This is a genomic window from Streptomyces sp. NPDC001348 (assembly GCF_053597535.1).
The window spans coordinates 242,069-254,167 of record NZ_JBSFIK010000001.1 but is presented as its reverse complement, the minus strand read 5'-3'; the positions used below and the strand labels follow the sequence as shown (position 1 = coordinate 254,167).

Annotated in this window: 11 protein-coding genes; 3 read left to right on the top strand and 8 right to left on the bottom strand. The window is 71.5% G+C overall.

Annotated elements, in window-relative coordinates; all coding sequences use genetic code 11:
* The first annotated feature begins 9 nt into the window (after positions 1-9).
* Together ACWC21_RS01155 and ACWC21_RS01150 are read left to right on the top strand one after the other, a co-directional pair.
* Positions 10-735 (top strand): MBL fold metallo-hydrolase, encoded by a 726-nt coding sequence (locus ACWC21_RS01155; protein ID WP_450876776.1) that lies wholly within the window; start codon positions 10-12, stop codon positions 733-735.
* A 31-nt stretch (positions 736-766) separates the two neighbouring features.
* Positions 767-1,639, top strand: coding sequence for a DUF3097 domain-containing protein (locus ACWC21_RS01150; RefSeq protein WP_450876774.1), 873 nt, complete (start codon positions 767-769; stop codon positions 1,637-1,639).
* Here ACWC21_RS01150 and ACWC21_RS01145 read toward each other — a convergent pair.
* The 5 genes from ACWC21_RS01145 to lepA form a co-directional block, all read right to left on the bottom strand.
* Positions 1,617-2,195, bottom strand: coding sequence for a Uma2 family endonuclease (locus ACWC21_RS01145; RefSeq protein WP_450876772.1), 579 nt, complete (start codon positions 2,193-2,195; stop codon positions 1,617-1,619). The two genes, ACWC21_RS01150 and ACWC21_RS01145, sit on opposite strands and share 23 nt — an antisense overlap.
* 99 nt (positions 2,196-2,294) lie before the next feature.
* Entirely contained in the window at positions 2,295-3,527 is a 1,233-nt protein-coding gene (gene hemW / locus ACWC21_RS01140) for a radical SAM family heme chaperone HemW (RefSeq protein ID WP_450876770.1), read from the bottom strand.
* Positions 3,528-3,582: 55 nt separating this feature from the next.
* The gene (locus tag ACWC21_RS01135; protein WP_450876768.1) at positions 3,583-5,472 is read right to left on the bottom strand and encodes a SpoIIE family protein phosphatase; all 1,890 of its coding nucleotides are present in this window, start codon (positions 5,470-5,472) and stop codon (positions 3,583-3,585) included.
* A 283-nt stretch (positions 5,473-5,755) separates the two neighbouring features.
* Positions 5,756-7,630 carry an AMP-dependent synthetase/ligase gene (locus tag ACWC21_RS01130; protein WP_450876766.1) on the bottom strand — a complete coding sequence of 625 codons (1,875 nt, stop codon included), beginning with the start codon at positions 7,628-7,630 and terminating at the stop codon, positions 5,756-5,758.
* A 261-nt stretch (positions 7,631-7,891) separates the two neighbouring features.
* Positions 7,892-9,760, bottom strand: coding sequence for a translation elongation factor 4 (gene lepA / locus ACWC21_RS01125; protein WP_450876764.1), 1,869 nt, complete (start codon positions 9,758-9,760; stop codon positions 7,892-7,894).
* Between the two features lie 220 nt (positions 9,761-9,980).
* Here lepA and rpsT point away from each other — a divergent pair, with 220 nt between their 5' ends.
* Positions 9,981-10,247 (top strand): 30S ribosomal protein S20, encoded by a 267-nt coding sequence (rpsT, locus tag ACWC21_RS01120; protein WP_196462792.1) that lies wholly within the window; start codon positions 9,981-9,983, stop codon positions 10,245-10,247.
* Positions 10,248-10,426: 179 nt separating this feature from the next.
* Here rpsT and holA read toward each other — a convergent pair whose 3' ends face one another.
* From holA to ACWC21_RS01105, 3 genes are all read right to left on the bottom strand, one after another.
* On the bottom strand, positions 10,427-11,419 hold the full coding sequence (gene holA, locus ACWC21_RS01115; RefSeq protein WP_450876762.1) for a DNA polymerase III subunit delta: 993 nt from the start codon (positions 11,417-11,419) through the stop codon (positions 10,427-10,429).
* Positions 11,420-11,507: 88 nt separating this feature from the next.
* Positions 11,508-11,753, bottom strand: coding sequence for a hypothetical protein (locus ACWC21_RS01110; protein ID WP_450876760.1), 246 nt, complete (start codon positions 11,751-11,753; stop codon positions 11,508-11,510).
* Between the two features lie 23 nt (positions 11,754-11,776).
* A partial coding sequence (locus ACWC21_RS01105) for a YceI family protein (RefSeq protein WP_450876758.1) occupies positions 11,777-12,099 on the bottom strand: 323 nt, incomplete at its 5' end.

The window sequence follows — 12,099 nt, the reverse complement described above, 5'->3', positions numbered from 1 at the left end:
CGTCGCGGTATGACGGTGACTTGGGAAGAGCTGGGATGGCAGCGGGTGGCCCCCGGGGTCGGGCGGTGCCGGCTGCCTGGCTGGGACTGCACGGTGGGACTGGTCCTCGGCGAGGGTACGGCGCTCGTGGTGGACGCCGGGTCGAGTCTCGCCGAGGGCGCACGGCTGCGCGCGCAGGCGCAGGAGCTGACCGGCCGCCGTGTGACTCATCTCGCGCTCACCCACCCCCACTTCGACCATGTGTTCGGCGCGGCGGCCTTCGCGGGCGCGGAGGTGTTCGCGGCGGTGGGCATGGACGCGGTGCTCGCGTACGAGCGTGCGGAGCTGCGCCTGGACGCCGTGCGCAACGGACTTCCGGAGGCGGAGGCGGACCAGGCGGTGGACGCGCTTCCCGCCCCCCGGCACCTCGTGTCCGGCGAGTGGACCCTCGACCTGGGCGGCGGCCGGCAGGCGCTGCTGGCCAACGTCGGTCCGGGGCACACCGCCCACGACCTGGCCGTGCTGGTCCCCGGGGAACCGGAGGTGGTCTTCTGCGGCGACCTGGTCGAGGAGTCCGGCGAACCGCAGGCCGGCCCCGACGCCGTGCCGTCCCACTGGCCCGCCGCCCTCGACCGGCTGCTCGACCTCGGCGGCGAGGACGCGCTGTACGTGCCCGGTCACGGAGCGGTGGTGGACGCGGCGTTCGTGCGGCGGCAGCGCGACGAGCTGGCGGCGCGTTTCGGCGTGTCGCCCTGATGGCGGTACGGGTTCTCCTATCGTCATCGGAATGCGCCCACCCGTCTCCCGCCGCCACCCTTCCAACGAGGGCCCTTCGGGCCCGCGCCCTCGTGTGTACTCCGCCGATCTGACCCCTCCCTGGAAGAAGCCGAAGCCCGTCCCGGAGGTCCCGGCGGAGCCCGGCCTCGTGGTCGAGGAGCCCGGCACCGGCTTCTGCGGCGCGGTGATCCGCTGCGAGGCGGGCACGGTCACCCTGGAGGACCGCTTCGGCAAGCATCGGGTGTTCCCGCTGGAGCCGGGCGGGTTCCTGCTGGAGGGCAGGGTGGTCACGCTGGTGCGGCCGTCGTCCGCGGCGCCGGTACGTCCCACCCGTACCGCCTCCGGTTCGGTCGCCGTCCCCGGGGCACGCGCGCGTGTGGCCCGCGCCGGGCGGATCTACGTCGAGGGCCGGCACGACGCGGAACTGGTCGAGAAGGTGTGGGGCGACGACCTGCGCATCGAGGGCGTGGTCGTGGAGTACCTGGGCGGCGTGGACGACCTGCCGGCGATCGTGGCCGAGTTCGGGCCGGGGCCGGACGCGCGGCTGGGGGTGCTGGTGGACCACCTGGTGCCGGGGTCGAAGGAGTGGCGGATCGCGGAGTCCGTGACGAGTGAGCACGCGCTGGTCGTGGGTCACCCGTACATCGACATCTGGGAGGCGGTGAAGCCGTCCTCGGTGGGGATCGAGGCGTGGCCCCGGGTTCCGCACGGTCAGGACTGGAAGACCGGCGTGTGCCGGGCGCTGGGCTGGCCGTCGGAGAACACCGGGGCGGTGTGGCAGGCGATCCTGAAGCGGGTGGGGTCCTACAAGGACCTGGAGCCGGCGCTGCTGGGGAGGGTGGAGGAGCTGATCGACTTCGTCACGGGTAGCGGTGGGGCCTGACGTCGGGATAGGTACCGAACTCGCTGGTGTCCAATTCGAGCTCCAGATCCTCCAGCGGCAGCGGCGCCCCGAACTTGGTGATCTGCTGCCTCTGGTAGTCGGCGTTCTCCCCCTTCCCGACGGGCCTCGTCAGCAGGACGCACTGCGCCATGATCGGGTCCACGATGAGGTAGGCGGGCACCTCGCCGGCGGCGTAGATCGACCGTTTGATCTCGTAGTCCCGCTGGACGCTGGTCTTGGAGACCACCTCGACGACCATCGTGACCAACTGGGACGGCAGCAGACGGCCTGAGTCCGGGGCGACACCGCGTTCCAACACCACAAGATCCGGAATGGGCTCGCTGGTCTCATCGATGATGTCCACGTCCGTCACCTGGAGCCGTTCCCAGCGCTTACGCGGGATCTGGTCCACCACGTCCGCCACGATCCGGTTGTGCACCAGATCGGGAGTGGCCATCATCACGATTTCCCCCCGGAGAAGCTCGGCCTTGATGCCCTCGGGAGGCTCGAACTCCTCGAAGAACTTGGCAATCCCACGCTCGTCCACAGCGGTCATCTCCGTGGCCTCCACATCCGCCGCGTCCTGTCGGCGGCAGCCTACGAACCAGGTTAGGGACCGAACCGGAGTTCCGAGGGGATTCACTCGCCGGAGTGATCAGTCCACCAGATCCCGCACCACCGCATCCGCCAGCAACCGCCCCCGCAGCGTCAGCACCGCCCGCCCCTCCTCGTACGGCCCCGCCTCCAGCAGCCCCTCCCCCAGCGCCCGCCGGGAAGCCGTCAGCCCCTCCTCCTTCAGCAGCGCCAGCGGCACTCCCTCCCGCAGCCGCAGCTCCAGCAGGATGCGCTCCACTCGCCGGTCCTCGTCGGACAGGAGCTCACGCCCGGCGCCCGGTGAGCGGCCCGCCGCCAGGGCCGCCGCGTACGCCCCCGGGTGCTTCACGTTCCACCAGCGGACGCCCCCCACGTGCGAGTGCGCCCCCGGCCCCGCGCCCCACCAGTCGGCGCCCCGCCAGTACAGCTCGTTGTGCAGGCAGCGGGCGGATTCCGAGGTGGCCCAGTTGGAGACCTCGTACCAGTCGTAGCCCGCCGCCGACAGCCGCTCCTCGGCGATCAGGTACCGGTCCGCGTGCACGTCGTCGTCGGTCATCGGAACCTCGCCACGACGGATGCGCCGCGCCAGCTGCGTGCCCTCCTCGACGATCAGGGCGTAAGCGGAGACGTGGTCCGGCCCGGCCCCCAGCGCCGCGTCCAGGGAGGCCCGCCAGTCGTCGTCGGACTCCCCCGGCGTGCCGTAGATCAGGTCCAGGTTGACGTGCTCGAAGCCCGCCGCGCGGGCCTCCGCGACGCAGGCCTCCGGGCGGCCCGGGGTGTGGGTACGGTCGAGCACCTTCAGCACGTGCTGCCGCGCGCTCTGCATGCCGAAGGAGATCCGGTTGAAGCCGCCCTCCCGCAGCCGCGCCAGGTACGCCGGGTCCACCGACTCCGGGTTCGCCTCGGTGGTGATCTCGGCGTCGGGCGCGAGGCCGAACTCGTCGCGGATCGCGCCCAGCATCCGTACGAGGTCGTCGGCGGCCAGCAGCGTGGGCGTACCGCCGCCGACGAACACCGTGCGGACCTCGCGCGGGTCGTCGCCGAGCACCTTGCGGGCCAGGCGGACCTCGTCGGTCAGCGTGTCCGCGTAGTTGTCGCGGGAGGCGAGCACGCCGCCGGTGCCGCGCAGCTCGCTGGCGGTGTAGGTGTTGAAGTCGCAGTAGCCGCAGCGGGTCGCGCAGTACGGGACGTGCAGATAGAAGCCGAGGGGGCGGCCCGTGGCCCCGGCGAGCGCGGACGCGGGCAGTGCGCCGTCGGCGGGTACGGGCTCGCCGTCGGGGAGTGCGGAAGGCATGTCCCCCATTGTCCCGCACCCGCGCGGGTCACTCCGGTCGCTCCGGTCGCTCCGGTCACTCCGCCCGCAGCACCAGCAGCGCCAGGTCGTCCTCCGGCTGGCCGCCGCCGAACTCGTGCACCAGCCGGCGGATGCGTTCCGCCGTCAGTTCGGCGCTCAGTCCCGCGCATCCGGCGAGAGCCACCGCGAGCCCGTCGCCGTCGTCGAACTGGCGGGAGCCGGAGCGCCGCTCGGTGACCCCGTCCGTGACGCACAGCAGCGTGTCGCCGGAGTACAGCTCGAAGGTCTCGCTGGTGTACGTCTCGTCCTCGATGACCCCGAGGAGCGTCTGCGGCTTCGCGACGGTACGGACCCCGCCGTCGGGCCCGAGGAGCAGCGGCAGGGGGTGCCCGGCGGAGGCGAGGGTGCAGCGGACGCCGCCGTCGAAGGGGGCGAGCTCGCCGTAGAGCAGGGAGAGGAAGCGGGTCTGCGGACCTTCCCCGGGGGCGACCGGGCGGCCGCCCGCGGTGACCAGGGCGCGGGCGGCGGCGTCGGCGGCCTCGGTGGCGTCGTCCAGGAGGAGCTGGTTGAGGCGGTCCAGCACGTCGGCGACGCGGTAGCCCTCGCGGGCGAGGAGGCGCAGCCAGGGGCGGGCGAGCCCGATCACGACCGCGGCCTCCGGCCCCTTGCCCTGCACGTCGCCGATCGCGAAGCACCAGCGGCCGTCGCCCGCCGGGAACAGGTCGTAGAAGTCTCCGCTGGGGCCTCCCTTGTCGCACGGTTCGTAGACGAGGGCGCTGCTCACACCGGGGATCTCGGCGACCGCGCCGGGCAGCAGCCCGCGCTGCAGGACGGCGCTGATGGTGGCCTGGCGGGCGTACTGGCGGGCCGCGCCGATGGCCAGCGCCACCCGGCGGCTGAGGTCCTCCACCAGGCCGGTGATCTCGTCGGGGAAGTACGGTGCCCCGCACCGCCCGATCACCAACGTGCCCAGCGGACGGCCGCCCGCGACCAGCCGGTACGCCAGCGCGGAGCCGTCCGTGCCGTGCGGGCCGAGGGCCTCGCCGGGCCAGGGGTAGGGCTCGGGGCCGGACCGTGAGCCGTCCCGGGAGCGCGGCGGGTCCTTTTCCAGCGCCCGGCGCAGTTCCTCCATGCGGTTCTCGCTGGCGTGCCAGACCCGGGCGAGGCGTGGCCCGACCGCCCCGGTCCCGTCGGCCCAGCCGCCGCGCACCGTCGACTCGTCCTCCAGCCACACCGCGCACCAGTCGGCGAGCCGGGGCACGATGAGTTGCCCGGCGAGCGCGGCGACGAGGTTCTCGTCGAGCTGCCCGGCGAGCAGGTCGGAGGCCTCGGCGAGGAAGGACAGGGCGCCGCGGCCCAGCCATTCCCGGTCGCGTTCGGGGCGCCGGGGCTCGGGGGCGAGGATCTCGGCGACCTCCAGGCCGCGTTCCCCGGCGTAGGCCTCGGGCTCCTCCGCGCCCGGGTGGCCCTCGGCGGGCAGACGTGCCCAGACCGTCTTGGCGCCGGTGCGGTAGGTGACGCCCCAGGCCTCGGCGAGGGTGGCGACCAGGCGCAGGCCGCGCCCGTACTCGGGTGTCTCGTACGGCGCCTCGGTGCCGTCCTGGCGGAGGGCGCGGGAGGGGTGGTGGTCGCAGGCCTCGACGACGAGCGCGCCGCTCGCCTCCAGGCGGCAGGTCAGTTCGACGTCGGTGCCGGCGTGGACGACGGCGTTGGTGACGAGTTCGCTGACGACCACCACGGCGTCGTCAGCAAGCCGCGGCGAGGGCGCGAGACCGAGGTCGGTCCACTCGGCGAGCGAGGCGCGCAGCAGTGCGCGGGCGGCTCCGGGTGCGAGGGGGCTTCCGGGAAGGGTCGCGCGCACGGTCGCCCGCTCCCCCGGGTCCCCGTGCGCAGGCACGTCAGAGGCACGGGAGACGGTCTCCCGTTGCGTCGGTATGGCGCCCATGGCCGACCCCCCCGAGCAGATCGGACGAGGTTCGGACGAACTCGTCTCCTTCACTGCCGACAGGGTGACAGAACGACCGCGTCCATAAGCGCCGAGTTACCGAAGTGGGCCGCCATGAGTGAGAACAGCCACGCGTGTGCTCGAAGACGGACAGAAGCGGAAACAAGTCCGCGCATCCGGACCGCGCCTCCAGCGGGGCAGGTGCGGGGAGGGAGCCGCGGCGGCGGGTGGCCGGGACAGGGAGGCGCACTCCCCCGGCGGCCCGCCACCGCGCTCCGTTCCCCTACGCCTCCCGCGAGCCCGCGTACATCTCGTCGATGAGGTGCTTGTACTCCCGCTCCACGACCGGCCGCTTCAGCTTCAGGCTGGGAGTGATCTCGCCGTGCTCGACGTCGAGGTCGCGCGGGAGGAGACGGAACTTCTTGATGGTCTGCCAGCGCTGGAGGCCGGAGTTGAGCTGCTTGACGTAGCCGTCGACCATCTCGACCGTGACCGGGGCGGCGACGACCTCGGCGTACGACTTGCCCTCCAGGCCGTTCTCCTTCGCCCACTCGAGGATCGAGGGCTCGTCGAGGGCGATGAGGGCGGTGCAGAAGTTCCGGTCGGCGCCGTGCACCAGGATGTTGGAGACGTACGGGCACACGGCCTTGAACTGGCCCTCGACCTCGGCCGGCGCGATGTACTTGCCGCCCGAGGTTTTGATCAGGTCCTTCTTGCGGTCGGTGATGCGCAGATAGCCGTCGGGCGACAGCTCGCCGATGTCGCCGGTGTGGAACCAGCCGTCCGACTCCAGGACCTCGGCGGTCTTCTCGGGCAGCCCGTGGTAGCCCTGCATGATGCCGGGGCCGCGCAGCAGGATCTCCCCGTCGTCCGCGATGCGCACCTCGGTGCCGGGCAGCGGCTTGCCGACCGTGCCGGTGCGGTAGGCCTCGCCGGGGTTGACGAAGGAGGCCGCGGAGGACTCCGTGAGGCCGTAGCCCTCCAGGATGTGGATGCCGGCGCCGGCGAAGAAGTAGCCGATCTCGGGGGCGAGGGCCGCGCTGCCCGAGACGCAGGCGCGCAGCCGGCCGCCGAAGGCCTCGCGGATCTTGGCGAAGACGAGCGCGTCGGCGACCTTGTGCTTGGCGCCGAGACCGAAGGGGACCGAGTGGGTGCCGGTGCGGCGGAAGTTGTCCTGCGAGACCTTGGCGTACTCGCGGGCGACCTCGGCGGCCCACTGGAAGATCTTGTACTTGGCGGGTCCGCCGGCGCGGGCCTTGGCGGCGACCCCGTTGTACACCTTCTCGAAGATCCGCGGGACGGCCGCCATGTAGGTCGGCTGCACCACCGGCAGCTGCTCGATGATCTTGTCGACGCGGCCGTCGACGGCGGTGACGTGCCCGACCTCGATCTGCCCGGAGGTGAGCACCTTGCCGAAGACGTGGGCGAGCGGCAGCCACAGGTACTGCACGTCCTCGGGGCCGAGCAGCCCGGTCGCGGCGATCGCCTTCGCCATGTACGACCAGTTGTCGTGCGGGAGGCGGACACCCTTGGGGCGGCCGGTGGTGCCGGAGGTGTAGATCAGCGTCGCGAGCTGGTCCCTGGTGATCGCACCGACCCGCTCCTTGATCAGCTCCGGGTGCTTCTCCAGGTACGCGGCGCCACGCTCCTCGAGCTCGGCGAGGGTGAGCACCCAGTCGCCGGTCTCGACGCCCGCCGGGTCGATGACGACCACGTGGTGCAGCTCGGGCAGTTCGGCGCGCTTCTCCACCGCCTTGGCGAGCTGGTCGGCGTTCTCCGCGATGAGGACCCGGCTCTCGGAGTCGGAGAGGATGAAGGCCGACTCGTCGGCGTTGGTCTGCGGGTAGACAGTGGTGGTGGCGGCGCCCGCGCACATGATGCCGAGGTCGGCGAGGATCCACTCGATGCGGGTGGAGGAGGCGAGCGCCACCCGCTGCTCGGGCTGCACACCCAGTTCGATGAGACCGGCCGCGATCGCGTGGACGCGCTCGGCCGCCTGCGCCCAGCTCAGCGACTTCCAGTCGTCGGGGCCCTGACCCGAGGCGGCCGGCACGGGGTAGCGGTACGCCTCGGCGTCCGGTGTGGCGTCGACGCGCTCCAGGAAGAGGGCCGCTACGGACGGCGCACGGTTCTCGATCAGGGTCTGTGTGTCGCTCACGACATCCTCCGGGGCCCGCGGCGGCGCGGCTGTCAGTTGCGGCTGGGTTGACTCACGAGCGGCGGTTCGGCCGGTTGTTTAACTCATGAGTAACTATCGAGCAGGGATCAGAGTAAAGCGCTACGGGCCGACGCGTAAGGGGCTGCGGCCTGTCACTTCGTACACGGAGCGACGCCACGCGCGCGGAGGGGCCCGCCGTGCTTTCGCACGACGAGCCCCTGTTGCACCTGATTTGCCGACGCCACTCGGTGCTACCGGTGGTTACTTCTTGCCCTTGGCCGACCCCGCGCCGTCATCGCTGGAGAGGACCGCGATGAAGGCCTCCTGCGGAACCTCCACGGAACCCACCATCTTCATCCGCTTCTTGCCTTCCTTCTGCTTCTCCAGCAGCTTCCGCTTGCGGGAGATGTCACCGCCGTAGCACTTGGCGAGGACGTCCTTGCGGATGGCGCGGATGGTCTCGCGGGCGATGACCCGCGAGCCGATGGCGGCCTGCACGGGGACCTCGAAGGCCTGCCGCGGGATCAGCTCCTTGAGCTTGGCCACGAGTCGCACGCCGTAGGCGTACGCCTGGTCGCGGTGGGTGATCGCGGAGAAGGCGTCCACCTTGTCGCCGTGCAGCAGGATGTCGACCTTGACGAGCGAGCTGGTCTGTTCGCCGGTGGGCTCGTAGTCCAGGGAGGCGTAGCCGCGCGTCTTGGACTTCAGCTGGTCGAAGAAGTCGAAGACGATCTCGGCGAGCGGGAGCGTGTAGCGGATCTCGACGCGGTCCTCGGAGAGGTAGTCCATGCCGAGCAGGGTGCCGCGCCGGGTCTGGCACAGCTCCATGATCGAACCGATGAACTCGGTCGGCGCCAGGATCGTGGCCCGCACGACCGGCTCGTACACCTCGCTGATCTTCCCCTCGGGGAACTCGCTCGGGTTGGTGACGGTGTGCTCGCTGCCGTCCTCCATGACCACGCGGTAGACCACGTTGGGCGCGGTGGCGATCAGGTCGAGCCCGAACTCGCGCTCGAGGCGCTCGCGGATCACGTCCAGGTGCAGCAGGCCCAGGAAGCCGACGCGGAAACCGAAGCCGAGAGCGGCGGAGGTCTCCGGCTCGTAGACCAGCGCGGCGTCGTTGAGCTGGAGCTTGTCGAGGGCCTCGCGCAGCTCGGGGTAGTCGGAGCCGTCCAGCGGATACAGGCCGGAGAAGACCATCGGCTTGGGGTCCTTGTACCCGCCGAGCGGCTCGGTGGCGCCCTTGTTCTGGCTGGTGACGGTGTCACCGACCTTGGACTGGCGGACGTCCTTCACACCGGTGATCAGATAGCCCACCTCACCGACGCCGAGGCCGTCGGCGGGGAGCATCTCGGGCGAGTTGGTGCCGATCTCCAGCAGTTCGTGCGTGGCGCCGGTGGACATCATCCTGATGCGCTCGCGCTTGTTGAGCTGGCCGTCGATGACACGGACGTAGGTCACGACACCCCGGTAGGAGTCGTAGACCGAGTCGAAGATCATGGCGCGCGCGGGGGCGTCCTTGACGCCGACCGGCGGGGGGATCTCGGCGACGGCCTTGTCGAGCAGCGCCTCCACGCCGAGGCCGGTCTTGGCGGAGACCTTGAGCACGTCGGCGGGGTCGCAGCCGACGAGGTTGGCGAGCTCCTCGGCGAACTTCTCCGGCTGGGCGGCCGGCAGGTCGATCTTGTTGAGAACCGGGATGATGGTGAGGTCGTTCTCCATCGCCAGGTACAGGTTGGCGAGGGTCTGCGCCTCGATGCCCTGGGCGGCGTCCACGAGGAGGATGGTCCCCTCGCAGGCGGCGAGCGACCGCGAGACCTCGTAGGTGAAGTCGACGTGCCCCGGGGTGTCGATCATGTTGAGGATGTGCGTGTTGCCTGGGTCGTGGGTGGGAGCCCACGGCAGACGCACCGCCTGGGACTTGATCGTGATACCGCGCTCACGCTCGATGTCCATCCGGTCGAGGTACTGAGCACGCATCTGCCGCTGCTCGACCACACCGGTCAGCTGGAGCATCCGGTCGGCGAGCGTGGACTTGCCGTGGTCGATGTGCGCGATGATGCAGAAGTTGCGGATCAGAGCCGGGTCGGTACGGCTCGGCTCGGGCACATGGTTAGGGGTCGCGGGCACGCAGGGTCCTGTCTCTTGAGGCGCCTTATGCCTCGGGTCGGATCGATACGTAGTCTCCATGGTCCCACGGGCGGGGACCTGCGACCGGTTTGGGCCACTCGATGGGCCGCTGGTAGGCTGGGTGGCTGTGTCTCATGCCCTCTCTGCACGAGGCACGACCCAAGAAATCACCGGCACGGGACCTTCGCGGCCCTGTGCCAGAACCTGAGAAGGCTCATTCGTGGCGAACATCAAGTCCCAGATCAAGCGGATCAAGACCAACGAGAAGGCCCGGCTGCGCAACAAGGCCGTCAAGTCCTCCCTGAAGACCGCGATCCGCAAGGCCCGCGAGGCCGCGGCCGCGGGTGACGTCGAGAAGGCCACCGAGTACCAGCGCGCTGCCGCGCGTCAGCTCGACAAGGCCGTCTCGAAGGGCGTCATCCACAAGAACCAGGCCGCCAACAAGAAGTCGGCGCTGGCCGCCAAGGTCACGTCCCTCAAGGGCTGAACCTCTTCTTTGATCTGACCGCCGGAAGGACCCAGAGCGGGCCCTCTCTCATCCGCTCCCGACCGGCACCCCAGGGTCCGCGCGCGGCCTGCGTTCGCCACGCGGGCGCGGATCCGACAGCTTGAGCCGAAGGCCTCACCGTTCTCCCTTCCCCAGGGCGCGCGGTGGGGCCTTTCGGCTCACTGGCCGCGGCCCCTGGACCGCGCCGCCCGCGCGATGGTGACGACCGCCTTCTCCAGGGCGTACTCGGGGTCGTCTCCCCCGCCCTTCACCCCCGCGTCCGCCTCGGCCACCGCCCGCAGGGCGACCGCCACCCCGTCCGGTGTCCAGCCCCGCATCTGCTGCCGCACCCGGTCGATCTTCCAGGGCGGCATGCCCAGTTCCCGCGCGAGATCGGCCGGACGGCCGCCCCGCGCCGACGACAGCTTCCCGATCGCCCGCACGCCCTGCGCCAGCGCGCTGGTGATGAGCACCGGGGCGACCCCGGTGGCCAGCGACCATCTGAGCGCCTCCAGGGCCTCCGCCGTCCGCCCCTCGACCGCCCGGTCCGCGACCGTGAAGCTGGAGGCCTCGGCCCGCCCGGTGTAGTACCGCCCGACGACGGCCTCGTCGACGGTCCCCTCGACGTCGGCGACCAGCTGCGCCACCGCCGACGCCAGCTCCCGCAGGTCACTGCCGATCGCGTCCACCAGCGCCTGGCACGCCTCGGGCGTGGCCGACCGCCCGGACGCCCGGAACTCGCCCCGCACGAACGCCAGCCGGTCCGCCGGCTTGGTCATCTTCGGGCAGGCCACCTCCCGCGCCCCGACCTTGCGCGCGGCGTCGAGCAGTCCCTTGCCCTTCGCGCCGCCCGCGTGCAGCAGCACGAGGGTGATCTCCTCCGCGGGCGAGCCGAGATACGCCTTCACGTCCTTGACCGTGTCGGCCGACAGGTCCTGCGCGTTGCGCACGACCACCACCTTGCGCTCCGCGAAGAGCGACGGGCTGGTCAGTTCGGCGAGCGTGCCGGGCTGCAGCTGGTCGGGGGTCAGGTCCCGTACGTCCGTGTCGGCGTCGGCGGCCCTGGCGGCGGCCACCACATCCCGCACGGCACGGTCGAGCAGGAGGTCCTCCTGGCCCACGGCAAGCGTCACCGGGGCGAGAGGGTCGTCGTTCGCAGTCTTCCTGGCCATCCCGACAAGCATCCCACGCGCCACCGACAACGACCGGGGGCGGCGGCCCCGTGGGCCCCGCCTGCGCACCCGGAGCGGCGCCGCGGGCCTACGGCTCCTCGCGCCAGCCGTCCCACTCGCCGGCCAGCGCGTCGAGTTCCGCCGCGTCCAGCCGCCCCTCCTCGTCCCGCAGGACGAGGAGCCACTGGGCGTCCTCGGCGTCGTCCTCCCCGGCCAGGGCGTCCCGTACCGGCCGGAGCTCCTCCTTCACCGCGAACCGCTCCGCGAGCGCCTGAGCCGCCTCTTCGGCGGCATCGCGGTCGGGCAGCACCAGCACGTGTCTCACATCGCTCACCGCGCCATTGTCCGTGGTCCGGGTCAGGACTTGGGCACCACCTGCACGTCGAGCTCGATCGCGATGGTGGGGCCGACCACCGCGATGCCCCGGGCGAGCATCGACTGCCAGCTGACGGTGAAGTCGTCCCGGTGCAGCTCGGTGACGGCCCGGCAGGCGGCCCGCGCCTCGCCCTCCATCCCGTTGCCGAGCCCCAGGTAGTCCACGTCGAGCGTGACCGTACGCGTCACCCCGTGCAGCGACAGGGCCCCGGTGACGGCCCACTTGGCGCCGCCCTTGTGCACGAAGCGGTCGCTGTAGAACTCGAGGACCGGGAAGTGGTCGACATCGAGGAAGTCCGCCGAGC